31 protein-coding genes are annotated in these 23791 nt (G+C 64.3%); 16 read left to right on the top strand and 15 right to left on the bottom strand.

Annotated features, from left to right (window positions below):
- Nucleotides 1–15: 15 nt before the first annotated feature.
- From AC1VON_RS27660 to AC1VON_RS27670, 3 genes are all read left to right on the top strand, one after another.
- Complete coding sequence (locus AC1VON_RS27660) at nucleotides 16–231, top strand: CsbD family protein (protein ID WP_019859538.1); 216 nt, start codon at nucleotides 16–18, stop codon at nucleotides 229–231.
- Between the two features lie 151 nt (nucleotides 232–382).
- The gene (gene katE, locus AC1VON_RS27665) at nucleotides 383–2491 is read left to right on the top strand and encodes a catalase (protein ID WP_483125542.1); all 2109 of its coding nucleotides are present in this window, start codon (nucleotides 383–385) and stop codon (nucleotides 2489–2491) included.
- Between the two features lie 73 nt (nucleotides 2492–2564).
- Nucleotides 2565–2981: a low affinity iron permease family protein gene (locus tag AC1VON_RS27670; protein ID WP_483125543.1), complete on the top strand. Its 417-nt coding sequence runs from the start codon at nucleotides 2565–2567 to the stop codon at nucleotides 2979–2981.
- Here AC1VON_RS27670 and AC1VON_RS27675 read toward each other — a convergent pair.
- Nucleotides 2978–3361 (bottom strand): low affinity iron permease family protein, encoded by a 384-nt coding sequence (locus AC1VON_RS27675; protein WP_483125544.1) that lies wholly within the window; start codon nucleotides 3359–3361, stop codon nucleotides 2978–2980. The genes AC1VON_RS27670 and AC1VON_RS27675 overlap by 4 nt on opposite strands.
- Before the next feature lie 154 nt (nucleotides 3362–3515).
- Between AC1VON_RS27675 and AC1VON_RS27680 the strand changes: the two genes are divergently transcribed.
- A complete protein-coding gene (locus tag AC1VON_RS27680) occupies nucleotides 3516–3722 on the top strand; it encodes a hypothetical protein (protein WP_172347036.1) in 207 nt (68 codons plus the stop codon).
- 34 nt (nucleotides 3723–3756) lie between these two features.
- Here AC1VON_RS27680 and AC1VON_RS27685 read toward each other — a convergent pair whose 3' ends face one another.
- Nucleotides 3757–3951, bottom strand: a complete 195-nt coding sequence (locus AC1VON_RS27685; RefSeq protein WP_483125545.1) for a hypothetical protein — start codon at nucleotides 3949–3951, stop codon at nucleotides 3757–3759.
- 169 nt (nucleotides 3952–4120) lie between these two features.
- On the opposite strand from AC1VON_RS27685, the gene AC1VON_RS27690 reads away from it, so the two are divergent.
- From AC1VON_RS27690 to AC1VON_RS27700, 3 genes are all read left to right on the top strand, one after another.
- A complete protein-coding gene (locus AC1VON_RS27690) occupies nucleotides 4121–4309 on the top strand; it encodes a hypothetical protein (RefSeq protein WP_172349418.1) in 189 nt (62 codons plus the stop codon).
- A gap of 191 nt (nucleotides 4310–4500) precedes the next feature.
- Nucleotides 4501–5244 carry a helix-turn-helix domain-containing protein gene (locus AC1VON_RS27695; protein WP_483125546.1) on the top strand — a complete coding sequence of 248 codons (744 nt, stop codon included), beginning with the start codon at nucleotides 4501–4503 and terminating at the stop codon, nucleotides 5242–5244.
- Nucleotides 5245–5395: 151 nt separating this feature from the next.
- On the top strand, nucleotides 5396–6073 hold the full coding sequence (locus AC1VON_RS27700; RefSeq protein WP_483125547.1) for a GntR family transcriptional regulator: 678 nt from the start codon (nucleotides 5396–5398) through the stop codon (nucleotides 6071–6073).
- Between the two features lie 118 nt (nucleotides 6074–6191).
- On the opposite strand, the gene AC1VON_RS27705 is transcribed toward AC1VON_RS27700, so the two are convergent.
- Together AC1VON_RS27705 and AC1VON_RS27710 are read right to left on the bottom strand one after the other, a co-directional pair.
- Nucleotides 6192–7241 carry a class I SAM-dependent methyltransferase gene (locus tag AC1VON_RS27705; RefSeq protein WP_172349415.1) on the bottom strand — a complete coding sequence of 350 codons (1050 nt, stop codon included), beginning with the start codon at nucleotides 7239–7241 and terminating at the stop codon, nucleotides 6192–6194.
- Nucleotides 7242–7443: 202 nt separating this feature from the next.
- On the bottom strand, nucleotides 7444–8520 hold the full coding sequence (locus tag AC1VON_RS27710; protein WP_172349414.1) for an alpha/beta fold hydrolase: 1077 nt from the start codon (nucleotides 8518–8520) through the stop codon (nucleotides 7444–7446).
- A gap of 512 nt (nucleotides 8521–9032) precedes the next feature.
- On the opposite strand from AC1VON_RS27710, the gene AC1VON_RS27715 reads away from it, so the two are divergent.
- A complete protein-coding gene (locus AC1VON_RS27715; RefSeq protein ID WP_172349413.1) occupies nucleotides 9033–9335 on the top strand; it encodes a hypothetical protein in 303 nt (100 codons plus the stop codon).
- Between the two features lie 131 nt (nucleotides 9336–9466).
- Here the strand turns inward: AC1VON_RS27715 and AC1VON_RS27720 are convergent, their stop codons facing one another.
- Nucleotides 9467–9559 (bottom strand): putative RiPP precursor, encoded by a 93-nt coding sequence (locus tag AC1VON_RS27720; protein ID WP_206681920.1) that lies wholly within the window; start codon nucleotides 9557–9559, stop codon nucleotides 9467–9469.
- Between the two features lie 251 nt (nucleotides 9560–9810).
- On the opposite strand from AC1VON_RS27720, the gene AC1VON_RS27725 reads away from it, so the two are divergent.
- From AC1VON_RS27725 to AC1VON_RS27740, 4 genes are all read left to right on the top strand, one after another.
- Complete coding sequence (locus AC1VON_RS27725; RefSeq protein WP_483125548.1) at nucleotides 9811–11787, top strand: acyltransferase family protein; 1977 nt, start codon at nucleotides 9811–9813, stop codon at nucleotides 11785–11787.
- Nucleotides 11788–11854: 67 nt separating this feature from the next.
- Nucleotides 11855–12268 (top strand): very short patch repair endonuclease, encoded by a 414-nt coding sequence (locus AC1VON_RS27730; RefSeq protein WP_483125549.1) that lies wholly within the window; start codon nucleotides 11855–11857, stop codon nucleotides 12266–12268.
- A gap of 1 nt (nucleotide 12269) precedes the next feature.
- The gene (locus AC1VON_RS27735) at nucleotides 12270–13451 is read left to right on the top strand and encodes a DNA cytosine methyltransferase (protein ID WP_483125550.1); all 1182 of its coding nucleotides are present in this window, start codon (nucleotides 12270–12272) and stop codon (nucleotides 13449–13451) included.
- On the top strand, nucleotides 13448–14191 hold the full coding sequence (locus tag AC1VON_RS27740) for a GIY-YIG nuclease family protein (RefSeq protein WP_483125551.1): 744 nt from the start codon (nucleotides 13448–13450) through the stop codon (nucleotides 14189–14191). The genes AC1VON_RS27735 and AC1VON_RS27740 overlap by 4 nt, the downstream gene beginning before the upstream one ends.
- Before the next feature lie 18 nt (nucleotides 14192–14209).
- Here AC1VON_RS27740 and AC1VON_RS27745 read toward each other — a convergent pair whose 3' ends face one another.
- The 3 genes from AC1VON_RS27745 to AC1VON_RS27755 all read right to left on the bottom strand — a co-directional run bounded on the left by AC1VON_RS27745 (nucleotide 14210) and on the right by AC1VON_RS27755 (nucleotide 15802).
- Complete coding sequence (locus AC1VON_RS27745; RefSeq protein WP_483125552.1) at nucleotides 14210–14821, bottom strand: DUF6456 domain-containing protein; 612 nt, start codon at nucleotides 14819–14821, stop codon at nucleotides 14210–14212.
- Between the two features lie 62 nt (nucleotides 14822–14883).
- Nucleotides 14884–15189, bottom strand: a complete 306-nt coding sequence (locus AC1VON_RS27750) for a hypothetical protein (protein ID WP_483125553.1) — start codon at nucleotides 15187–15189, stop codon at nucleotides 14884–14886.
- The gene (locus tag AC1VON_RS27755; RefSeq protein ID WP_483125554.1) at nucleotides 15110–15802 is read right to left on the bottom strand and encodes a YdaU family protein; all 693 of its coding nucleotides are present in this window, start codon (nucleotides 15800–15802) and stop codon (nucleotides 15110–15112) included. Before AC1VON_RS27755 ends, AC1VON_RS27750 begins: the two co-directional genes overlap by 80 nt.
- 86 nt (nucleotides 15803–15888) lie before the next feature.
- Between AC1VON_RS27755 and AC1VON_RS27760 the strand changes: the two genes are divergently transcribed.
- Both AC1VON_RS27760 and AC1VON_RS27765 read left to right on the top strand, forming a co-directional pair.
- Nucleotides 15889–16170: a DUF982 domain-containing protein gene (locus AC1VON_RS27760; RefSeq protein WP_172349403.1), complete on the top strand. Its 282-nt coding sequence runs from the start codon at nucleotides 15889–15891 to the stop codon at nucleotides 16168–16170.
- Nucleotides 16171–16260: 90 nt separating this feature from the next.
- The gene (locus AC1VON_RS27765) at nucleotides 16261–16578 is read left to right on the top strand and encodes a DUF982 domain-containing protein (protein ID WP_172349402.1); all 318 of its coding nucleotides are present in this window, start codon (nucleotides 16261–16263) and stop codon (nucleotides 16576–16578) included.
- Nucleotides 16579–16580: 2 nt separating this feature from the next.
- Here the strand turns inward: AC1VON_RS27765 and AC1VON_RS27770 are convergent, their stop codons facing one another.
- Both AC1VON_RS27770 and AC1VON_RS27775 read right to left on the bottom strand, forming a co-directional pair.
- A complete protein-coding gene (locus tag AC1VON_RS27770) occupies nucleotides 16581–17231 on the bottom strand; it encodes a GcrA cell cycle regulator (protein WP_483125555.1) in 651 nt (216 codons plus the stop codon).
- Between the two features lie 147 nt (nucleotides 17232–17378).
- Nucleotides 17379–17762 (bottom strand): hypothetical protein, encoded by a 384-nt coding sequence (locus AC1VON_RS27775; RefSeq protein ID WP_483125556.1) that lies wholly within the window; start codon nucleotides 17760–17762, stop codon nucleotides 17379–17381.
- Nucleotides 17763–17836: 74 nt separating this feature from the next.
- On the opposite strand from AC1VON_RS27775, the gene AC1VON_RS27780 reads away from it, so the two are divergent.
- Complete coding sequence (locus AC1VON_RS27780; RefSeq protein WP_483125557.1) at nucleotides 17837–18541, top strand: XRE family transcriptional regulator; 705 nt, start codon at nucleotides 17837–17839, stop codon at nucleotides 18539–18541.
- 64 nt (nucleotides 18542–18605) lie between these two features.
- On the opposite strand, the gene AC1VON_RS27785 is transcribed toward AC1VON_RS27780, so the two are convergent.
- Complete coding sequence (locus AC1VON_RS27785) at nucleotides 18606–18905, bottom strand: hypothetical protein (RefSeq protein WP_140774096.1); 300 nt, start codon at nucleotides 18903–18905, stop codon at nucleotides 18606–18608.
- 170 nt (nucleotides 18906–19075) lie between these two features.
- On the opposite strand from AC1VON_RS27785, the gene AC1VON_RS27790 reads away from it, so the two are divergent.
- Complete coding sequence (locus tag AC1VON_RS27790; protein ID WP_483125558.1) at nucleotides 19076–19438, top strand: hypothetical protein; 363 nt, start codon at nucleotides 19076–19078, stop codon at nucleotides 19436–19438.
- 62 nt (nucleotides 19439–19500) lie between these two features.
- On the opposite strand, the gene AC1VON_RS27795 is transcribed toward AC1VON_RS27790, so the two are convergent.
- The 4 genes from AC1VON_RS27795 to AC1VON_RS27810 form a co-directional block, all read right to left on the bottom strand.
- Entirely contained in the window at nucleotides 19501–20037 is a 537-nt protein-coding gene (locus tag AC1VON_RS27795) for a lysozyme inhibitor LprI family protein (RefSeq protein ID WP_483125559.1), read from the bottom strand.
- Entirely contained in the window at nucleotides 20010–21026 is a 1017-nt protein-coding gene (locus AC1VON_RS27800; RefSeq protein ID WP_140774098.1) for an ABC transporter permease, read from the bottom strand. The genes AC1VON_RS27795 and AC1VON_RS27800 overlap by 28 nt, the downstream gene beginning before the upstream one ends.
- Nucleotides 21023–22621: a sugar ABC transporter ATP-binding protein gene (locus AC1VON_RS27805; RefSeq protein ID WP_483125560.1), complete on the bottom strand. Its 1599-nt coding sequence runs from the start codon at nucleotides 22619–22621 to the stop codon at nucleotides 21023–21025. The genes AC1VON_RS27800 and AC1VON_RS27805 overlap by 4 nt, the downstream gene beginning before the upstream one ends.
- Before the next feature lie 216 nt (nucleotides 22622–22837).
- Nucleotides 22838–23785, bottom strand: a complete 948-nt coding sequence (locus AC1VON_RS27810; protein ID WP_172349396.1) for a substrate-binding domain-containing protein — start codon at nucleotides 23783–23785, stop codon at nucleotides 22838–22840.
- Between the last annotated feature and the right edge of the window lie 6 nt (nucleotides 23786–23791).

Below are 23791 nucleotides of genomic sequence, written 5' to 3' on the forward strand. Positions count from 1 at the left end.
AAAAAGGAACATTCCATGGGAAGCACCAGTGACAAGGCCTCGGGTCTCGCCAATCAGGCTGTAGGCAAGGCCAAGGAAGGTGTCGGCAAGGCCGTCGGCAATGATCGCCTGCGCGCCGAAGGCGCGGCACAGGAAGCCAAGGGCAAGGTCCAGAAGGCCGTCGGCGACGCCAAGTCCGCGGTCAAGGACGCGACCAACAAGACCGCCGCCGCGATCAACAAGAACCTCTGAGGGCTTCTTCGCTCTTGAAGCACCCGAAGGCCGCCGTACCAACCGGCGGCCTTCTTTACGTCCGGATTTGAAATCGGCAGGGAACACATTGCCCCGCCAGAGATTGAGGAACCAGCGCAGCCCGCGCATTGACCCCTCGAGGACTTCAGTCATGGCCAAGCAAACATCCAAGCCGGCCGGAACGGCCGCGACCATTCACGATCAGAAACTGCAGCGCGGCGAAGGCGGCGAACTGCACCAGACCGCATCCGGCTCGACGCCGGTGCTGACCACCGCGCAAGGCGGGCCGGTCTCGGACGACCAGAACTCGCTCAAGATCGGCGCCCGTGGCCCGACGGTGCTCGAGGACTTCCATTTCCGCGAAAAGATCTTCCACTTCGATCACGAGCGCATTCCCGAGCGCGTCGTCCATGCGCGCGGCTATGGCGCCCACGGCTATTTCGAAACCTATAAATCACTGGCCAAATACACCCGCGCCGACATCTTTCAGCGCGCTGGCGAGAAGACGCCGGCTTTCGTGCGCTTCTCCACGGTCGCCGGCAACAAGGGTTCGGCCGACCTTGCCCGCGACGTGCGCGGCTTCGCCGTCAAGCTCTACACGCAGGAAGGCAACTGGGACATTGTCGGCAACAACATACCGGTGTTCTTCATCCAGGACGCGATCAAGTTTCCCGACCTGATCCACGCCGCGAAGGCCGAGCCCGACAGCGATTTCCCGCAGGCGCAGACCGCGCACGACAATTTCTGGGACTTCATCTCGCTCACGCCTGAAAGCATGCACATGATCATGTGGGCGATGTCCGACCGCGCCATCCCGCGCTCGCTGCGCTTCATGGAAGGCTTCGGCGTCCATACCTTCCGGCTGCTCAACGCCAAGGATGAATCGACCTTCGTGAAATTCCTCTGGAAGCCGAAGCTCGGCCTCCAGTCGGTCGCCTGGAACGAGGCGGTCAAGATCAACGGCGCCGACCCCGACTTCCACCGCCGCGATCTCTGGGACGCGATCCATGCCGGCAATTTCCCGGAATGGGAGCTGCAGCTGCAGCTCTTCGACCAGGCTTTCGCCGACAGTTTCGATTTCGACATCCTCGATCCGACAAAACTCATTCCCGAGGAGGTGCTGCCGCCGATCGCGGTCGGCCGCCTGGTGCTCGATCGCATGCCCGACAATTTCTTCGCCGAGACCGAGCAGGTCGCGTTCATGACGCAGAACGTGCCGCCCGGCGTCGACTTCTCCAACGATCCCCTGTTGCAGGGCCGGAATTTCTCCTATCTCGACACGCAGATCAAACGGCTGGGCAGCACCAATTTCACCCACATCCCGATCAACGCGCCGAAATGCCCCTTCCACAATTTCCAGCAGGACGGCCACATGGCGATGCGCAACCCGGTCGGGCGCGCCAACTACCAGCCCAACTCATGGGATGAAGGTCCGCGCAAATCCCCGCAAAAGGGTTTCCGTTCCTTTGCCGAGGTCGAAGCCGGACCGAAGGCACGGCTGCGGTCGGAAACCTTCGCCGACCATTACAGCCAGGCGCGCCAGTTCTACATCAGCCAGGACCCCGTGGAGCAAGGCCATATCGCCGCCGCGCTGACCTTCGAACTGAGCAAGGTGCGGACGCCTGTCATTCGCGAGCGCATCGTTTCCCACCTTCTCAACATCGATGACGGCCTGGCCGGCAAGGTGGCGGATGCACTCGGCTTGAAAGCCATGCCGAAGCCCGCCGATGCGGCGGTGCCGACGCGCAGGGATCTTCCCGCCTCGGATGCGCTCAGCATCCTCAAGAACGGCCCCGGCCGTTTCGAGGGCCGCAAGCTCGGCATCTTGGTGACCGAGGGAACGGATGCCGGTTTGCTGAATGCCTTGAAGCAGGCGCTGACCAAGGCCGGAGCCAAGTTCGAGATCATCGCGCCCAAGGTCGGCGGCGCCAAGGCGAGCGACGGCGGCTGGATCGACGCGCAGCAGATGATCGCTGGCGCACCGTCGGTTCTTTACGACGCCATCGCACTCCTGCCGGCAAAACCCGCAATGGCCGACCTGCTGAAGGAATCGAACGCCCGCGATTTTGTCGCCGACGCCTTCGCGCACTGCAAGTTCATCGGCTTCGTCGAAGCGGCGGCACCACTGTTGGACAAGGCCGGCATTGTCCAGGATGAAGCGGTGATCCCGCTTGCATCGGCCAAGGACGTGGCAGGCTTCGTCACCAGTCTCGGCGACCTGCGCTTGTGGGCACGCGAACCGAAGGTGAAGCTGGGCTGAAGCCGATCTTTGGTGACATCAGCTGGAACCGGCTTCTTTCTCGGACATTACATCAGTCAGTCCGATCGGCGGCTTGCCGATCGGCAAGGAGCTCGCGGCCCTCATCGGCATGGCGGGCTCCTTGCATCCTCAGGCGGAGATTTGGGTGGACAGACCTCTCTATGCCCTCGCCGAGTTCTTCTCCAAGCCGCCGGGCTTCTACGTGATGCTGGCCGCTGCGCTCGTCTGCGCACTGCTCACCAGCGCGACGCTCGGAACCTACATCATATCCATTTCAGCGATGTGCCTGACAGGCGTGGTCCTGATCCAGAACTACCGCGACACCTCGGCCATGCAGGCGAAGCTCAATGAGATAATCGTCGCCCTGGACGCCGCCCGCAACGAGGTGGTGGGGCTTGAACACGCTTCGCCCGCGGCCATCGATGCAGAGCTGAAGGAAATAGAGAGCCGGGCCACGGCCGCGCCGCCACGCGAGGCTCAAGGAGGCTAGCCCTCTTCCGCCTTTTCCGCCTTTTCCGCGTTCGCCGTCTTGGCCCGCTCGCAGGCGGAGCGAAATTCCTCCACCTCCCTCTCCGTGAGATGCTCGATCCCGATAAAGTCATTCTTGCCCAGACCGGACCGGATGAGTTCGTCCAGCTTGGCCTGGATGGCCGCACCATCCCGGTTCTGTGTGTTCTGGATGAGAAAGACCATCAGGAAAGTGATGATCGTGGTTCCGGTGTTGATGATGAGCTGCCAGGTCTCGGAATAGTGAAAGACCGGACCGGTCGCCGCCCAGATCAACACCGATGTCAGGCACAGGGCGAAGGCCGAAGGTCTGCCGGTGGCGCGGGCGACCGCGCCGGCCATGCGGTTGAACGTTTTTTCCATGGAGCGGCTTTCGAAAGGGTTGAAGGAGCTTTGCCACAACTTCCCCGTCGACTCCCGGTTCCGGGCAATGAGTTCGTTTTCGTCCCATCCCCGTCGGAACATTTTCTCCTGGCGCGCATTCTGCTGCCAATCGAAGGAGAATTCCTTGGGCCGAATGCCGCAGGACAAGAACCGGATTGAACGCGCCACCCGCGAGTCTCGATCCATCATTGCCGGAGAACGTCAGGCGCGTGAGGCCAAGACCGCTCGGCTGCGGGCACAGCGGCTCTCTTCCGACGAACCAACTCCAGCCGAATCCGCTGGCTCCAAGCCCAGGACCGCCGCCCGCAAGGCCACACCGAAAGTCAGCGACGTCGACTGACGCCGTGCGGGTCCTCTTCGGCGGACGGTAAAGCCTACTTGGCCACAATCCAGTCCAGAACGTCCGGGTCGATCTCGTCAATGTCGGTCAATTCGCGCGCCAGCTCCTCGGCGTGCATTCGCCATTCCTGTTCGGCAATGCGATTTTCCACGACCGATTTCCTGAAGGCACCGCGAATAATCTCGCAGTCCCGGGCGGATATATTCTTGCTTGAATGGTAGTCAGCCATTTTAGCCTCCGCATTGGTGGCGGGAGCACCTGAGTTGGCTTCCAAGCGTCCGGATGCCGTGAAAGGCGGACGACCGGGGGACTGTACGCCTCCATGCAGCAATGGCGAGTCAATTCATCATGGGGAACGTTGCAACCACTTGGTGGTTGTAGCCTGAGGAGGGATGCCCGTGTCAAACCAACCCAGCGTTGTCGAGACCTTGCGGATCGTCAGGGGATTTTTGACCCTCGCGCGAAAGGCGGTCATCGATGCGCACCATGTCGAAGCCATGATCGAGATCGATACGCTGATGCAGGTCGCGCAGGTTGAGACCGACAGACGCATTGCCGTCCTCGAACGGGCAGCGTCAGAGAAATAGGTGCCGCGCGCGATCCCCGAGGGCACGGCGCGGGCCTCATTTGACAGTGGCCGGGCCAGGGCAGCCGTCGAACAGTGCAAGGGCCTTATTGGCCAAAGGTCCCATTCGCGTCAGCGCGATGGTGTGAGAGATTGACGAAATATAAGCAATTTCTTGGATAGCGATCCGGACAGCTGTCGAGAGGCGGTGTCGTGCCAATCCGCGGGAATCTTGCCAGGAATCTCCGACGGCTGGTGAGCAGCCATGCGTCGGTGGCCGCCGTATGCCGCGGACTGAACATGAACCGCACGCAGTTCGAGCGCTATTTGCAAGGCAAGAGCATGCCCAACCGGGCGACGGCCAAGCTGATCTGCGACTATTTCCGGATCGATGAGGATGAATTGTACCGCGCGCCGGAGGCGCCCGCGGACGCGGGCCTGTCACCCATCCACCAGATCCTTTACGAGAACATGGTGCGCGGCCCGTCCCCCGCCATCGCCAGCGGCGCCTATTTCACCTACTTCGCGGTTCCGGACCGCCCCGACCTTGTCATGCGGTCGGTCACCTTCGTGCGGCGCGAGGCCGAGCGCGTGACTTTCAGGCGCGTGACCCGATGGGCCGAAGGCCACCGCCAGGGCGGAGCGCGCGTGCCCGGCTGGCACTATGGCGTGGCGATCTCGCGGCTGAACTGGATCTATTTCGCCGGCATCAACCGGCGCCAGACCAGGGAGCCGTCGGTGATGGCCGTGCAATGGGCGCCGTTCTCGGAACCGGTCCTGATCGGCAATGCCTTCGTTCTGACCGGATCCGGACCGGCCTGCGTCTCGGTCATAATGCGCCAGGCAGTCGGCGGGCTCAGCCTCAGGCAGGCGCTGCGGATGTGCCAGCCTGTCAGCCTGGACGACCCGCTGCTTGACAGGCTCGTGGTCAGCCTTGTGCGCGAACGCAATTCCTGAAGAAGTGTGAAGCGGTTTCCCGGGAAAGCGTGCGCTTCCCCAGGGAAATCGCGTCAAGCAAGACAGATCGGTTCGGCGTTTCCGTAAAACGATGAACCGCCTAGAATGACATCCCCGCCAGACAAGGCGCCGGGAACGACAAGGATTCGCGATGCTCAACGGCTTCGACTATGGCGGCAAGGAAGCCGACACGGTACACGCGCTGGAGGAAGACATCATCTTCGGCAGGCTGGCGCCCGGCACGCGCCTGGTCGAGGATGTGCTCCTCGCCCGCTTCCCGGTTTCACGCCACACCATCCGCCAGGCGCTCTATCAGCTGGAAAAACTCGGCATCGTCACGCGCGAGCGCAACAAGGGCGCCATGGTGCGCCGGCTCGCGCCAGACGAGGTGCGCCAGATCTATGAAGTGCGCGAAATGCTGCAGCGCCAGGCGGCGCTGATGATCCCGCTGCCGGTCAGCGATGAACTGATCGCGCAATTGACCGACATCCACCGCACTTACAGCAGCCATGTCGACAACGGCTATCTCAGAGGCATCCACGAGGCCAATGACCGTTTCCATCTCACAATGTTCTCGGCCTGCGGCAACGCCTATCTCGTCTCCTCGATCGAGCATTACATGCGGCTCAGCCTGCCCGTGCGGGCCAATTCGCTGGCCGACCGGGAAAAGCTCGACGTCTCGCGCCAGCACCACACGATGATGATCGAGGCACTGAAACGCAGGGACAATTGGGTGCTGGCGCAGCTCTGCGTCGACCATCTGCAGCCGAGCAAGGTTTTTTATCTCCAGGAGATCGAGACGGCGCCGGCGGGCGGCAACGCCGGCTAGGCCAATTCCAGGAAAAGTGTGAGACGGTTTTCCCGGGAAAAGCGCGGCCAGGCCGGCTCGAACAACAGCTCGAGCCAGCCTTTACCCCTCGCCGCGAGAGGCTGCGGATATCGGTCTGTCAGGTCGCTTCGAGCACCATGTTGAGCGGCGTCTGGGCGGCGCGCCGGACACGCGAAAAGCCACCTGACCGGATGACCTCCGCAAGGCGGGTCTCTCCGGCCTGCGCGCCAAGCGCGAGCCCCGTCTCCTGCGCCAGCGAGGTCGGCACGCAGATCATCGTCGAGGCCGCGTAATAGAGCCTTCCGACCGGATTGATGTTTTCCTCCAGCGTGTTGCCGGCCATCGGCTCGACCACCATCCAAGTGCCGCCTTGCTTCAGCGCCTGGCGGATATGCGCCGCCGCGGCCTTCGGATCGCCCATATCGTGCAGGCAGTCGAAACAGGTGATGAGGTCGAAGCCGCTGCCGCCGAAATCCTGCGCCCGGCCGACCTCGAAAGTGAGGTTGGCCAGCCCGTGCGAGCGGGCATGCGCGGTCGCGGCGGCAATCGAGGCCGGATGGAAGTCATAACCGGTGAACCGCGAGGCCGGGAACGCCTGCGCCATCAGGATCGTCGACAGCCCGTGCCCGCAGCCGACATCGGCCACGACAGCCCCCGCCTTCAGCCTGTCGACCACCCCGTCCAGCGCCGGCAGCCAATCCTGCACGAGGGCATTGACGTAACCCGGCCGGAACAGGCGTGCGACCGCGCAGAACAGGCAGCCTGCCTGATCGCCCCAGGCAACGCCGCGCCCGGTCTTGAAGGCCGCCTGCACCTTGGGCTGGTTCTCGACCATCGCGGCCGCGGTATCGAACCCGCCGATCAGATTGACCGGGCTGTCGGGCTCGGCAAAAACGAAGGACTGCTCCGGCGTCAGCGAGAACCGCCCCTGCTCATAATGCACGTAGCCGGAGGCCGCCTGCGCCGAGAGCCATTCCCTGACATAGCGGGGCGAGCAGCCCGCCGCGTCGGCGAGCTGGTCGGCACTTGCCGGGCCGATCTCCTTCAGCGTCTTGTACAGGCCGAGCGCGTCGCCGATGCGCACCAGCGGCACGCTGACCGCGCCGCCAAGGTCGCCAAGGATGCGGCCAACCAGTTCGTTGAGCGTTGCTTCATTGAGTTGCGTCATGTCGGTTTCCCCTGTCGAACGGCGCCTTGTCGCGCCGTCGATCGAGGGGATAGACCCCGCAATGGCCCTTGGCATGATACGGCGGTCCCGCGCGGCCAGGAAAATCGCGGCCATCGAGGGACAGATGTCCCGCCTTCGCCCCCGCCTCGGCGACCGATGCGCTGTCGATCCGCCCCAAATGTCCGGCCCTTGCCGGACAATGTCACGATGGCGTCCGGCCCATGCCCGACAGGGCCATGACGATCGCCTGCGATCGGCTGTGCACGCCAAGCTTGCTGAAGATCGCCGACAGCTGGTTGCGCACGGTCTTGACGCTCTTGCCGAGGCGTTCGGCGATCGCTCGGTTGTCGAGCCCCTCCGCGACCAGCTCCAGCAGCGCCGTCTCGGCGGCTGTCAGGCCGGCCTCGCGGATGATTTGTGGCTGCTTGGGCCGCTCTCGCCCGAGGAAGGCGGCCAGTTCGTCCTGGAACACGGCCCAGGCCGGTTCGTCCGGCAGGAGCACGTGATTCTTGCTTTCAAGCGGCACGAAGCGTGCGCCGGGGATCGCCGCGGCAAGCTTGCAGCCTTCGTCGAACGGCACCCGCATGTCGCCTCGGCTATGCGCGATCAGCGTCGGGACGCGCAGCCGGGCCGCAAGGTCCAGCACGTCGATCCCCTGCATGTGCGAGAGCAGCTGCGCGGCGACGTCGGCGGTTGCCGTCACGCGTTCGAGGTCACCCCACCAGCGATGCTGTTCGGGCGTCCCGTCGGGGATGAACAAATTGGTGAAGAACCGGCAGAACGCCGGGTTTTCGCGTCCCCAGCCGATGCGGACAAAATTGACCAGCGTTTCCGCTTCCAACCGTTCGGCCTCGGTCTTGGCCCGCACCCGCCCGCCCTGGCCGTAAGCGTTCAAAAGTACAAGATGCGACACACGTTCGGGATGCCTCAGCGCGTACGCAATGCTGAGCGCGCCGCCCTGCGAAAGGCCAAGCAGGACGAATCTTGGCTCCTCGATGGTTGCCGTCACCGCGTCGAGGTCGGCGTGCCACGCTTCGATCGAGAGATCGGCGACATGGCGGTCCGACAGGCCGCAGCCGCGCGGGTCGTAGCGCACGAACCGGTTGCGGGCCGATAGCGCCTGCAGCCATGGCCGCCAGATGGGGCTTTCCAGATCATAGTCGACATGGCTCATCCAGTGCGCTGCCCGCACGATCACCTCGCCCTTCCCGCATGAGGCGACGGCGATGCGCGTGCCGTCGGCGGAGGTACAGAACCCTATGCTCTGGCCGAGTTTCATCGCCAGAGAATATCGCAGCGCGGCGCCGCGCGACAGGCCGGCCTCAGGGGCGGGTCGGGAGCCGGTCGATCCCGGCCACCCACGGCAACAGCCGCGCCCAGGGTCGTGAAACTTTTCGCAAGCCGTTCTCGTTGCTCCAGGGATCGCCCCCGGGCGATCGCAGACCTCCGATCAATGCCCCGCTGGCCCTGCCGGTGGGGCCTTTTTCGGCGGCCGGCACGGAACAATCACGGGGCCGGGAAATTCTGAAATGGCCGGATGCTGCCGCGTCCGGCCCGCCCGCGCCGCCCGCGTTTCGCGTCGGCAGTGGGATTGTTGCGCGATCATAATGCAACAAAGGAGCTTTCGTCCGGGATTACGATAAAATCCAGAAAAGTTTCAAGATTTTTCAGATATATTTTGGAAAATCGAGCGCCATTTCGCGCTGGAAACCGGAACTTTTACCCAAATCCTTCCGTTATAACCTTGATCGTTGCTTCGACGGTCACAAAGCAACAGGGAAGGATCCTATCATGAATATCAAGATGATCTGTCTTGGCGCCGTGGCGCTTTCAATGGCCGCCGGCTCCGCTCTCGCGGGCGGCAGCACCGGCACATCCGCTCTCGACGATCCGGCCAAGATGCAGCCCTTCTACACCGATTCCAGCATGAAGACCCTGCGCGGCAATGACGATTTCGTCAAAGCCTGGAAGGCGCTGACGCCGGACGACCAGGCTTCGATGAAGACGGCTTGTGCGGACGAGGCCAAGAACGCCACTCCCGCCAACTCCCATCCGGAATTCTGCAGCAGCGTGAAATTGAACGGCGGCAGCTGATAGCGTTTGCCCTCCGTTAAAAAAACAGCCCCGTTCGCGGGGCTGTTTTTTGATGGTGGGCTGTCGAACAGTCGAGGTGCCCGACAACGGTCCGCCTCGCCGCCCGCCTGCGAGCGGCGAAACCAGCCGGCTTAGACGGGCTTTCCCGATGCCACACTGGCCGCGGTGACGCGGGAAAGCTGCTCGCGCTTCACGAGCACCGGCTTTTCGTAGGTCTTCTTCATGATATCCCCTTGCCAAAATGACGAGCCGAGATCGCATCGCCGCCGCGTCGCGTCAAGCAAGGGCCAGACACGGTTCCGTGATCGCCGGCCGCGCGGCCGTGGCACGCCTTGAGTCTCTCCCTCGTCTCCTTGTTCTGGCCATGTTGCACTGCGAAAAACTTGCTGCATTGCGATAGCGACCTGCCCGGCCGAGATCGGCAAGCGCTGGGCTTGGGCAGGGTTGTTGGGCTTGGGCGCACGAAGGAGGCCTCGTGACGGCATCGTTCCGGCCAGACATACAGGGGTTGCGCGCGCTGGCGGTCGGCGGCGTCGTCGCCTATCATTTCGGCCTCACGGCCTTGCCCGGCGGCTTTGCCGGCGTCGACATCTTCTTCGTCATTTCCGGCTGGCTGATCACGACGCATCTGATGGGCGAGATCACCAGGACCGGCCGGCTCGACCTCTGGCGCTTTTATGCCCGGCGCGCCCGGCGGCTTCTGCCGGCGGCCCTGTTCGTCATCCTGGCGACGCTTGGCGCGGGCTATTTCATCCTCGCGCCGCAGGAGCAGGCGCTCTATTCGCGCGGCGCCATGTTCGCCTCGGCCTACGCCATCAATCTGTGGCTGCTGCGCTGGTCGTTCGACTATTTCGCCGCCGATGCCTTGAGCAATCCCTTCATCCATTTCTGGTCGCTGTCGGTGGAGGAGCAGTTCTATCTCGTCTGGCCGGCGCTGCTGCTCTTCGCCGCCTGGCTGCATCGGGGCAAGCGCATGGCGGTCGTGGTGATCGGCGTCGCCGGCCTCGCCTCCTTTGCCGCCTGCCTGTGGCTCACCAGCCTTTCGCCGGCCTGGGCCTTCTACTTCTCGCCGCTGCGCGCCTGGGAGTTCGCCGCCGGCGGCCTGGCGACGCTGGCGCCCGCGGCCTTGTGGCAGCGCCGGCCAGGGCTGCGCGCGGCGCAGGGCTGGCTCGGCCTGGCGCTGATCGCGGCGGCCTATCTCACCTTGAGCGAAGACCTGCCCTTCCCCGGCTGGTACGCGGTTCTCCCGGTTGCCGGCACGGTGCTGGTGCTTTTGAGCGGCGCGGGCGAGGAACGCGTCGGCCACAGAGCCAGCCCGACCGGTTGGCAGGCCCTGGCGCCGGCCACCGTGCTTTCGCTGCCGCCCCTGCAATGGATCGGCACGCTCTCCTATTCGCTCTATCTCTGGCATTGGCCTGTCATCGTCTATGCCGGGATGCTGGCGCCGGACCTCACCACCCCGCAGCGCCTCGGCTGCGCCGCGCTGGCGCTGGCGTTGGCGTTCCTCACCTACCACCTGATCGAGAACCCGGCGCGCCTTGGCGGCGGGCTGATGGCCGGCGCTCGAGCGCTCGCCCCCGCCCTGGCGCTGACCGGCGTCGGCGTGGCCGTGGCCTATGCCAACGCGCATCTGGCCACGCGCAACATCGACCCGGCCCAGCGCGGCATCGAAGAGGCCGCCGAACAGCCCTCCATCGCGCGCGCCACCGACAAGAACTGCCTGCTCGACTTCCACACGGTGAAGCCCAAACCCTGCACGTTCGGCCCGGCCGACGCCGCCCACACCATCGTGCTGTTCGGCGACTCGCATGCCGATCACTGGTCGACACCGCTGGTCGAGGCGGCGAGTCGCAACGACACAAAAGTGGTCACCTATCTCAAATCCTCGTGCCGCGCCTCGCGGCTCTCGACCTTCAACACGGTGCTGAAGCGCGACTACACCGAATGCGACGCCTGGCGCGAACAGGCGATAGCGGAAATCATCCGCCGCAAGCCGCGCCTGGTGGTGATCTCGGAATTCTCGATCGGCAATCTGACGCGCGACATGAGCGCCGCCGGCCGCAAACAAGAAACCGCGCGCTGGCAGGCCGGCCTGCGCTCCACCTTGCAGGCCTTCAGCCAGGCCGGCGTCGAGACGGCGGTCATCCGCGACACGCCGATCGGCGACAGCTTCGCCGATTCCTGCGTGGCCCGCGCGCTGTGGTGGCGCGAAGCCCCCTCGCGCTGCGACACGCCGAGGGCGCAAGCCGCCAATGACGGCAGCGCGGCGCAAGAACGCGCCGTGGTGAAAAGCGTGCCCGACACGCTCTATGTCGACCTCACCGACCGCTTCTGCGGCCCGACCGAGTGCCACGTCTACATCGGCGGCAAACTGGCGTTTCGCGACCGGCACCACCTGGCGACGGCGTTCGCCGAGACGCTGGAGGGGCCGCTGGAAAAGGCGCTGTTTTAGGGGGTGAGGCTTCACTTTCGAGGCAAAACACAACACCATCATAGCGAATCATCGAGACTACGGAAAAGTGGACACCCTTTCGACCACCGAACGCAGCGAACGGATGGCGCGTATTCATGGCAGGGATACGAAGCCGGAAATGCTAGTGCGTCGGCTTCTCCATCGGATGGGATATCGCTACCGACTCCATCGTGGCGACCTGCCGGGGAAACCGGATATTGTTTTTGGAAAACGCAAAAAGGCGATTTTCATCCACGGGTGCTTTTGGCATCGTCACGATGATCCCGCGTGTCGACTCGCCCGCCTTCCAAAGTCACGGCTGGAGTTCTGGGGGCCGAAACTATCGGCGAACGCGGAGCGCGATGTCCTAAAACAAGAAGCCTTGAAACGACTTGGCTGGAACGTACTGGTTGTCTGGGAGTGCGAATTGCGGCAGAGTGAACAATTAGAGAACACACTGCGCCAGTTCGTGGGGGAATAGCATGAAATCGATCGAGCTCTTCGCGGGCGCAGGCGGGCTTGGCATGGGTGTAAGCCGCGCCGGTTTCACGCCACAGGCCGTGGTTGAATGGGACCGGTGGTGCTGCGACACCATTCGCGAAAACCGGGCGGATGGGCTTGGCCTGGTTGGAGATTGGCCCGAGCCGATCGAGGGCGATGTCCGCGACGTGGATTTTCGAGAGCACGAAGGCAAGGTGGACTTGGTGACCGGCGGCCCGCCCTGCCAGCCGTTCTCGCTGGGCGGCAAGCATCGAGCCCACGCCGATTCCCGTGACATGTGGCCAGAAGCGGTCCGGGCACTGCGAGAAACCAAGCCTCGCGCCTTCATCTTCGAGAATGTGAAGGGCCTAACCCGCGAAACCTTCGCCACCTACTTTTCGCACATCCTCCTGCAGATGACCTATCCGGAACTCGCGGCGGAACATGGGGAGGGTTGGGAAAGCCACCTTCGTCGACTTGAAAAGCATCACACCGGCCGTCGCGGTCCGGCGGGCCTGGAATATCGGGTCGTCCATCGTGTGTTGAACGCGGCCAACTATGGAATCCCGCAACGCCGGGAGCGTGTGGTTTTTGTCGGCTTCCGCGCCGACCTCGACATCAAGTGGGCTTTTCCACTGGAAACGCATTCCCTGGACACCTTGTTGTGGGACCAAACCCAGGGCGACTATTGGGACCGACACAAGGTTCGCAACGCTGATCGCAAAGTTGGAGAGCGACATTCTGAACGCGCGGCTCGACTTGACGCCAAACCAACAACCGAACCATGGCGGACAACACGAGATGCGATTGGCGATCTGCCCGATCCCGAGCATGAGTGGCGCAAGGCCGCGAACCACAACAACCATCGGTTCCAGCCTGGTGCGCGATCCTACCCTGGCCACACAGGGAGCCCTCTCGACGAACCCGCCAAGACCTTGAAAGCTGGCGTTCACGGTGTACCGGGTGGGGAGAACATGCTGCTGCGGCCAGATGGCAGCGTGCGCTACTTCACCGTCCGCGAAAGCGCTCGTTTGCAGACCTTCCCAGACAATTTCCGTTTCCATGGAGCATGGTCGGAAACCATGCGCCAACTCGGCAATGCCGTGCCGGTGGAACTGGCGAACATCGTCGCGCGTAGCGTGAAACGTCATCTCACTTTTGGGGGATCGGACTTCCTTAAATGAAGGGTTACGTCGAATTCGAGTTCGACCTTCCAGGCGCACTGTTGGCACGGCTTATAGAGGTGCTTGATGGTCTTGATACCGCTCCGCTCAACAGCACGAGTTTGCACGAGGTTCCCGAGGAGCAGGGTGTCTATCAACTTCTGCTCGACGATCGCGTCGTCTATGTCGGCAAAACCGACGCCGAGGCCGGACTGCAGAAGCGCTTGTCGCGCCATGCACGCAAGATCATGCACCGGGTGGGCCTCGACCCAGCGCGTGTAAGCTTTAAGGCGGTGCGCATCTTTGTGTTCACGGCGGTGGATCTAGAATCGGACCTCATCCGCCATTATGGCGGCGTAAAGGCTATCGATTGGAATGGCAGCGGGTTCGGCTCCAACGATCCTGGTCGGCAACGCGACACCACGAGAGTCGACCCCAAGAACTATGACGCCAAGTTTCCGATCGACATCGATCGGGAGATGGCGTTCGCGATCGACCATGGCGAGACAGCGGCAAGCGCTCTTGCCCGACTCAAAGAGGCCTTGCCTTATACGTTTCGCTATCAGAGAGCGGACGCGGATTTCGATAAGACCACATTGGTGAGCTTGGGCGGCCCTCTGACCCCGCGATCTGCGATCAGACATATCGTAGAGCCCCTACCTCAAGGATGGCAGGCAACCGCCCTTCCCGGCTACATCATTCTCTACAAAGAGGAACGCGAGTACCCTCAAGCGGAGGTAGTCGCGGTTTCGAAGGCGTAGGAAAAGCACTCGAGCAAGCTAAAAACGCGTCTCCGCCCGCCGCCCCATCATCATCCCATAGTGCACCGCCAGGAGGTCCAGCCCGACCTTCAGCAGCTTCGTCACCACGTCGCGGCCCTCGCCGGTCTGCTCGGCCACGCCTTTCACCGACTCCCCCGCGCAGCAGACTTTTTGCACCACGACGGCAACCTCCCAATGACCCAGCGCCCGTGTGGCGGCGGCGTGGGCGCGGCCGGCGTCGAGCACGCCGTCGGCGATGCCGCCGCCCTTGCGGCCGCCGTCGACGCGTTCGCTCCAACGCATCGGTTTGACGCTCGCCTGCTGGCTGCACTGGAAATCCTCGCGGTAGCGCTGGCCGGCCTCGCGCTGCTGGCGCGACAGCGAGGTGATGCCGATGAGCGGATCGACAGTGCGGACCCGCACGATGCCGCCGGTCGAGGTGTGACCGTCATTCGACACCTCGTAGACGCGCCGTGCTTCAGCCGTGCCGGCGGCCAGCCGCTTGCGGCCGAAGGCGTCGTCGCTCAGCGCGAAATCATGGCCGATCTCGCGGCGGATGCGCACCTGCTCGGCCTCGCCCTTCGGCAGTTTCGGCGCCTGCGGTTTGGCGGCTTTGGTTTTCCTGGGCATGGGGAGGCTCCTTGGGTTTGAGGTATGGTGTTTTGGTGGAGAGGTCGCTTGTCCCGCCGACCTCATCCCGTCACCTGCTTCATGGGCGCCTGCGCCGCCCTTCTTGCCATCAGCTCGCGCATCGTTTTCCTCTCCCGCACTTCGATGCAGAGCTGGGCGCTCGACGGGCAGAACTGGGCGTTGCCGCTCCTCACCTCGCCGCGCACGAAGCGCTGGATGGCGGCCTGCAGATCGGCAAGCTCGGCGTCGCGCACCGCGCCGAGATAGCCGCGCATCTGCATCTCGACATCAGTCAGGGCGGATTGCGGGAAGCAGGAGAACATCGCGGCCAGCGCCTTCGTCGCCTGCTGCAGTTCGGCTGCGGTCATGGCTGCGGATCTCCTCGATGATGGCGTTGGCGGCGTCGGTGTGGGTTTTCGGCCTGACCCAGCCGGGTTTCTTCCCCGGAAAAACGGGAGCTGTCTTGCCCGCGCGGGACAAAGGCTCCGCCTTCTCCCGGGAGAACACCGCCGCCGCTTGTGCTCCTTGAGCCGAAAGAGCTTCCGCATTTTCAGGGGAAAAAGCCGAAGCTTTTTCATTCTGGTTTCTGGAGTCTGGAGAATGCCGCGGCAACGCGCCGGCATTTGGTCCCGCATGCACCTTTGTTTTCAAGGCGGTGGCGGCCCCGCCGCGTGCGCCGGCGGCGGCCCTCGCCTCGCTTTTGACCAGCGCCTTGCGCAGCTCCTTCGTCAGCCTTTTGTGGCCGATCTCGCCCGCCTCGCGCTCGAAGAAGGTCAACAGATCGGCGCTGATGGCACGCCATCTCTTGAGCGACAGGCGCGCCACGCGCGCCAGTTTGGCGTCATCATCGGGCAGCCGGCCGCCAGCATTCCACATCGCCATCAGGATGAGCATGTAGGCGCCGATCTGCTCGGTGGAGAGTTGCAGCGTGTCGCCGACGAAATCGGAGACATAGAGCTGCATGAAGGGCCGCTCGCTCATGCCGGCCCCATATCTGCACGCATACTGATGGAACCAGCCGCCGGCCCGCACGTTATGACGCGTCCACGCCAAGGGGAGGTTTGCCGATGACAGCTTTCATACCGGTTACGCTGCGCTTTTGCGACAACAAGACCATGCTGGTTGGGTCGGTGGCCGAAGCCGAGACGGCGTTGCAGCACCAGTGGCCCGACAAGACAGCCCCCGCCTTTCTCGACGCCGCGCGGCTGGTCAGGCAGGCGGTCGAGGGCAATTGCTGCCCGCGCACCGCCTTCGAAGCCTTCACTGGCGCCGCCGGGCAACAAGGCATACTGGTGGTCAAGCCGCGAAGTCGCGCGCATGACTGGCTCGACGCCGCAGCCAACCCCTGAAGCAGGCACGAAGGTAATGCAACCGCCTGACGGCCTCGCGCGTTTATAAGCGCTGGCTTGAAAGCCGCGCCCAGAACGAAGGTGAATGCCATGGGTACGATGAAAACCGGAGTACCGCTTAAAGTGTCGCTGGACGGGCATGTCGAAGAGATCGACAGCGTCAGCGACGCCGCTGATTTCCTGCAGCGCTGGCCGATCGAGCGGCGCGGCCATGTCTACCGCAGCGCGCTCAACGCCTGCAGCGCCGCGATCGCGGCGCAGATCTCCGAATCCGACGCCATAAAAGTGTTCACCGGCTTCGCCCGCGTCACCGGCATTCTGCTTGCCGACAGCGGCCCGGCCATGAGGCTGGAGGCACGCACGGTGCAGAGCCGCATGCCCAAACAGGGCCGCCAGATGCCGAAATAGGCTCACGCGCAGACCCGGCGCTGAAATCGGGCCTGGTGGTAGCCGCAATAGCTCTTCAATGCCTTCGTGCGCATGCCGCAGCACAGCATCTCGGCGCCCGGCCGGCCGCCCGGCGCATCGTTTTGCGGATCCTCCTCCAATGTCAGGTCGAGTGGCGCCCGGCAGCGGGAAAACAGGCAATCGATGAAGCGCATCGCCACGCCATGCGGCTGGCGGCCGATGGGTCCGCGCTGCGGCGCCGGCACCTTGAAGCGGTAAGCTTCGCCATCGGCGATCAGCACGCCCACCTCGCGCACGAACAGGCGCGGCGGCAACCAGGCCGGCGACGGATCGTGCCTCGCCCGGACCTTGTTCTTGCGCGCGACGGCGGCCTTGTCGGCGTCCGCCCCGGCGGCCGTCTTGCCATTGGTTTTGCCCTTCGCCGGCCTTGCGGGCGCCGGCTTTCGCATTGCCCGTTCGGCACCTTGCGGCCGGCCATTGGCAAAGCCGATCGCGCCCAGCATGGCGTTGCGGTGCACGATGCCGATGATGGCGTTGCGCGAGACCGGACTGCCGCGCAGCGCGCTGAACGCCGCCGCGATCCGCGAGGCCGAAAGCCCATCCTTCAGCCAGCGGGCGATCTCTTGCAATTCGGCGTCGCTGTAGCTTGCCATGTCCAGGCTCCATCCAAGGGTCTGCCTTCGGCAGCACGTGGAAGCGCGCGCCGTCGGCCAGGCATCAGGGTGCGGGCCCGGTCAGGGCCACGGTCAGGGTGTTCGGTGCGAAAGCCGGCTCGCCGCCGGTATCAGTCGGGAGGCGGATCAGCCCGAGCGGATCGAGTGCCCGGCGGTGAGGCGCGCCAGCCGCGCCTCCGCTGTCTTTCTGTCGGGAGCGGAAACCGCCCTGCCCGTCATCGGCTCGAACAGGATGACGGTGCCGTCCTGCGTGCGGATGCAGGAGCGGGCATAGGGACCGGCGGCGTGCCGGTCGAATGGGGGGCCGGAGCCGAGGGGATCGGCGGCTCCGGCCGTTCCGGCCGCCGGTGACGGGCGGGCCGGACCCGAGGCATCAGAGCGCTCGGGCTTCGCCCCGGCCGGGGAGGAGGACGGCCGGGACGGAAGGGAATGGCTGGCGACTTCGGTCGCCGGATGCGCCTCACGGGAGGCCGGCGCTACCGCGCCATCAAAGCTGGACAGGTTCTGCATGGCCAGATATAAGCATAACTCAAAAATAGATGCAAGCCATTCTTTCATAGACGAGAGCCGCTTTCATCGCTCACATGGGCGCCATGGCAAAAACGGAACTGTCGATCAAGGTCGGGGCGGCGATACGCCAGGCACGCAAGCAGCGCGGCCTGGTCATGCGCCACATTGCCGAGCACAACGACACCGATGTCGCCGCCGTCGGCAATTGGGAAACCGGGCGCAACCTGCCCAAGACCGAGAACCTGCTGAAGACCGCCGCCTTCCTGCGCGTCGACCCGGTGGCGCTGGGCCAGGGGCAGGTCGTCTTCCTCGACGATGCCGGCCCGGTGGCCGACGCCGAGATCGTCACCGATGCCGGCCCGATGCCCGCGGGATCAATGGATATCGAGGTGCTGGGCGCCGCGGTTGGCGGCGATGACGGCGACTTCACCTTCAACGGCGAGCCCGCCGGCTACGTGCAGCGCCCGCCGGGCGTGCGCAACCTGCCGAAGGTCTTCGCGCTGCACGTGCTCTCCGATTCCATGGTCCCGCGCTACGAACCCGGCGACCTCATCTATTGCGGCGGCCGCGACGCCGTGCCCGGCGACCATGTGGTGATCGAGACATTTCCGGAAGAAAACGAGCGCAACGGCAAGGCCTTCATCAAGAAGCTGGTCAAGCGCACGGCGGGCGAGCTGGTGGTCGAGCAGTACAATCCGCCCAAGACCCTGACCTTCAACCGCTACGCGATCAAGCATGTCTGGCGGGTTATACCGCTGAAGGAATTGCTGGGATATTAGGGGCTGGGCGGTTTTTCCTTCTCCCCTTGCGGGAGAAGGAAGAACCAGCGCCTGCCCCGCCCCCTCAAGCCCGCCTCGCCTCCACCAGCACCTCGCGCTCGCTCAGCATCTGCGCCTCGCTGCGCACCCGCTGGCGCTCGTCGATGAACGCGGCCTGGATCGACACCGCCGTGCCCGGCAGCCCGTCGGCGCGGCAGGCCGAGCAGACGATGCGGCCCGAAAGCTCCGCCAGCGGCGTGCTGCCCGTGACCCCGAAGCGCCGGAGTTCATCGGGTTTCCACCATCTGTTGCGGCCGCAATCGGCGCACTCGACCGATATCGAGACGACATGCGCGATGACTGGTTTCCTGCCCGGCAATGCCATTGCCTCTCCACCCCATTTGTTCCTGATTTGTTCGTATATTCCTGCCTTTTCAGCCCGGAGTTGAGTCGCAGTTTTAACACTTCGCCAAAAGTTTCTCTTCTATAATTTTTTGAGTTATGCTTATATATCTGAATAAATATGAGTCGCCTGCCACAGACCCGGGAGCAACGATGGATGCCGCCGATTTCGCCCGCGCCTGCGGTTACACCGGCGACAGCCCTGCTTTGCTCGAAGCCTTCGAGGCGATTCGCCGCAACGGCATCGCGCAGGCCCGCCAGGACCATTTTCGGCGCAAGGCCGTCATCGACGAGCTGAAGCAGTCAGAGCCCCTGTTCCTGGCCGCGATCGGCCCGGCCCTGTCGGCGGAAGAAGCCATCGAGGATACCACCCGCTTCATAGCCTGCTGGCGCAACATGCCGCGCTGGCGCCAGGAGCGGCGCCTGCCCGACCTTACCAGGGCCAGGCAGCAGCGCCTCGTGGCGCGCTTCTTCCGTCGGTACCGCCATCAGTTGTGGGCAAGGGAGGCGGCGTAGGCGCCCAAACCTGTTGAGGATGGCTGGTTGGGCGTCCCCGCAAAGGAGCGCTCGCGCAGCCATCACTGATGCGGGATCAACTCCAACAATTCAAAAACTCTTGCCGCTGCATGTCTGGTCTTGCACGCGCCATAGTCCATTGAGGCCCTCGTGCCGTCATAGTCTGAAATGGCGTGGCAATCGAACTCGTTCCACGCACTCCACATCGATTGCGATTTGGCTATGTCCTTCGGAGCCCCTGCCGATTTCACAAGGCGGGCATAGACATCGTCGACAACCTGGCCCCAGGCAATACCCGAATAGTAAGCACACTGGTTCTGGGCACGCTGGTTTCCGCTCCCATTGTCAAATTGCGTGACGCAAATGTCGCTTGGCTTGTATTCACACGGTTCGATCTGCCTGCTCTCGTCAAACTCGTCCAAGCACTTCACGATAATCCGCTTGGCGGACTCCGCCCCCGCTTCGTCGCTCCAATCATACGGCGCGTCCGCAGCTTGGGCTTGAGACATCAGCATCGCCACCACTGCAATGCTTCGGTACGCTCCGGCTAAAGCTATCCTCATGGCAGCCCTCACCTTCGCACCCGCGATTTCAGCCACCGGTCGAACGCCACCGCCAGGATCAGGATCAGCCCGATGACGATGCTTTGCGTGTAGGACGACACATTGTTGAACTGCAGCCCGTTCTGCAGCACGCCGATCAGCGCCGCGCCCACCACCGTGCCGCCGACCGAGCCGATGCCGCCGAACAGCGAGGTGCCGCCGATGACCACGGCCGAAATCACCGTCAGCTCATAGCCGATGCCGGCGACCGCTTCCGAGGAGTTGAGCCGTGCCGACAAAACGAAGGCCGCCAGCCCGGCGAAGAAGCCGACAATGACATAGACCGAGACCAGGATGCGGTCGACGCGCAGGCCGGACAGCCGCGCCGCCTCCGCATTGCCGCCCACCGCATAGACGGCGCGGCCATAGCGCGTGTAGCGCAGCACGATGTGGCACAGGATGGCGGCAATGGCGAAGATGATCGCCGGCACCGGCACCGGGCCGATCAGGCCGGTGCCGAACCAGCGCATCGAGGCGTCGAAGCCCGAGATCGGGCCGCCATTGGAAATGGTCAGCGTCAGCCCGCGAAACACCGTCAGCCCGCCCAGCGTGACGACGAAGGGCGGCACTTTCAGCCTGGTGATGGCAAGCCCCTGCACGCCGCCGGCGGCGGCACCGACGATGACGGCGGCGAGAAGTGCGGCGAACCAGCCATAGCCCTGCGTGCCTGATGTCGACAGCGACAGCGTGTTGGCCGCCCCGCCCTTGGCGACGACGGCGGCCACCATGCCGCAGAAGGCGAGCAGCGAGCCGACCGACAGGTCGATGCCGGCGGTGAGGATGACGAAGGTCATGCCGAGCGCGATCAGCCCGGTGATCGAGATCTGCCGGGTGATGTTGAACAGGTTGATCGGGTCGATGAAGCTCGGCTTCAGCACGGTGAAGACGATGACCAGCGCCGCCAGGAACAGCAACGGCCCGAAACTCATCAACAGCCGCGCGATCGTCACGCCGCCGCGCTGGCTCTGCTCTTCGGCGATGCTCATCGTGCCTGTCCCTCCGCTGGCTGTCCCTGCGCGTCCTGCCCAAGCGTATCCAACTTGTCGAGCGCCATCAGTTCCATCAGTTTTTCCTCGTTTGCCTCGACGCCCGGCATTTCGCCGGTGATGCGCCCCCGGCGCATGGTGACGATGCGGTCCGACACCGCCAGAACCTCGGGCAGTTCGGACGAGATCATCATCACCGCTATGCCGCGCGCTGCCAATTGCACCAGGATCTGGTGGACCTCCGCCTTGGCGCCGACATCGACGCCGCGCGTCGGCTCGTCGACGATCAGCACTTTGGGATCGCGCGCCAGCCAGCGCGCCAGGATCACCTTCTGCTGGTTGCCGCCCGACAGGCCCTCGATCGCCTGTTCGGCCGAGGCCATGCGGATCGACAGCATTTTTCTGAAACCCGACAGCGCATCGCGCTCGCGCCGCTCGGCCATGAAGCCGAATCCGTTGCTGAATGTACCGAGCGAAGCGACGGAAAAATTCGGCAGGATGCCCAAGGCGGCAAAGATCGCCTGGTGCTTGCGGTCCTCCGGCACCAGGCCGATGCCGAGCGCGATGGCGTCGGCCGGCGATGCCGGTGCGATCGGCCTGCCATCAAGCGTGATCGTTCCCGCCGCGATGCGGTCGGCGCCGAAGATGGCCCGCGCCAGCTCCGTGCGGCCGGAGCCGACAAGCCCGGCGACGCCGAGGATCTCGCCCGCCTTGAGGTCGATGTCGACACCGTCGAGCACGATGGCATGCGGCGCTTCGGGATCGCGTACGGTGCGCAGGCCGCGCACCGACAACACGACATCGCCCGCCACCGCGCGCTGCGCGGGTCGCGCGTAAAGTTCGGAAGCCGCGCGGCCGACCATTTTCTCGATGATCCGCGGCAACTGGATCGGCCGTCCCTTGTCGCGGTCGAGATGCCCTGCCAGCCTGCCGTCGCGCAGCACCGTCATGCGGTCGCAGATGGCGGACGCTTCCTCCAGCCGGTGGGTGACGAACATGATGGCGACCTTGTCCTGGCGCAGCCGGTCCATGATCGACAAAAGCCGCTGCACCTCGGTCTCGGTCAGCGCCGAGGTCGGCTCGTCCATGATGATCAGCCGGCTCTTCAGCGACAGCGCGCGGGCAATCTCGACCAGTTGCTGTTCGGCCACCGACAGGGCCGAAACCGGCGTCATCGGATCGATGGAAAGCCCGACGCGGGCGATGATCGCGCGCGAGTCATCCTCCATCTTGCGCCAGCTCACCAGCCCGAGCGGCCCAACCGGCGCGCGGCCGATGAAAATGTTCTCCGCGACCGTCAGCGTCGGGATCAGGCTGAGTTCCTGGTAGATGGTAACGATGCCGAGCCGCTTGGCATCCTGCGGGCTGGACGGTGCGTAGTCGGCGCCGTCGAAAGTGATGCGGCCGCTGGAGGGCGGCATGACGCCCGACAGGATTTTGAGCAGCGTCGATTTGCCGGCGCCGTTTTCGCCGAGCAGGCCGAGGATTTCGCCGGCGCGGATGTCGAGCGAGACGTCGCTCAGCGCGGTGACGCCGGCGAAATGCTTGGTGACACCCTCGACGGCGAGCAGGACAGGTGCGGCTTCAGCTGGCAAGGGTGGCTCCCTGAGACACGAGACGTCTGCGCTGCCCCTCACCCTTACCCCCTCCCCGTATAGAGACAGGGAGAGGGAGGCGCCAGCGTTGGAGCGAGTCCCTTCTCCCCGTCACTATACGGGGAGAAGATGCCGGCAGGCGGATGAGGGGCGGCGCCAACTTCGGCGATCGATCCTTGCTGGCGGAACAACGTCACACCAGCGCTGATCACAACCCTACTTCGTCTCGTTCAGCCTCTCGGCCTTGTCGAGATTGTCCTTGCCGATGACGATCGGCGTCAACAGCACCAGCTTCTCCTTCGGCTCGGTCTTGTCCTTGGCGTAGGCGACCGCGATCTGCACGGCGGTGCGCGACTGCTGGCCGGGGAACTGTTCGACCGTGCCGGCGAGCTTGCCGTCGCGGACCGCGACCAGCGCTTCCGGCAGCGCGTCGAAGCCGTAGATCTTGACGTCGGTGAAGTTGCGCGCCGCGCACGCCTCGAGCGCGCCGAGCGCCATGTCGTCATTGGCGCAGATGATGGCGTCCGGCTTGCCATTGGCGGCAAGGCCGGCTTCCGTCACCGACAGCGCTTCGGCGCGGGCGAAGTTGGCGGTCTGCTCGAAGACGATCTGGTACTTGTCCTTCAAGGGATCGAGCACGTTGTGGACGCCCTTGTTGCGGTCGATGGCCGGGCCGGCGCCTGGCTGGCCCTGCAGGTGGAACAGCTTGGCGCCATTGGGGAACGCCGCCACGACCGCCTGCGCTTCCGCCTCGCCGCCCTTCACATTGTCGGCGCCGACATGGGCCAGTATGCCCTCGACACCGTCGACGCGGCGGTCGATCGTCACCACGGGAACGCCGGCCTTGACCGCTTCCTCGATCGCCGGCGCCAGCGCGTTGACGTCGAGCGGCGAGATGACGATGGCGTTGACCTTCTGCACCAGGGCCGCCTCGATGTCGGCGGTCTGCTTGGTGGCCGAGTTCTGGCCGTCGCTCTCGGTCAGGTTGACCCCTTGAGCCTGCGCCTCGGCCTTGATCTCGTTCAGCATGTGCACGAAGAACGGAAAACCGAGATTGGGCACCGAGCCCAGTATGGTGAGCTTTTCCTCGGCGAACGCCGAACGTGCGGCCAGCACCATGGCGCCCGCGGCCACGGACGTCATCAGGAATTCACGTCTGTTCATGGTTGA

It is taken from the genome of Mesorhizobium sp. HAY1-8B, from assembly GCF_056868045.1.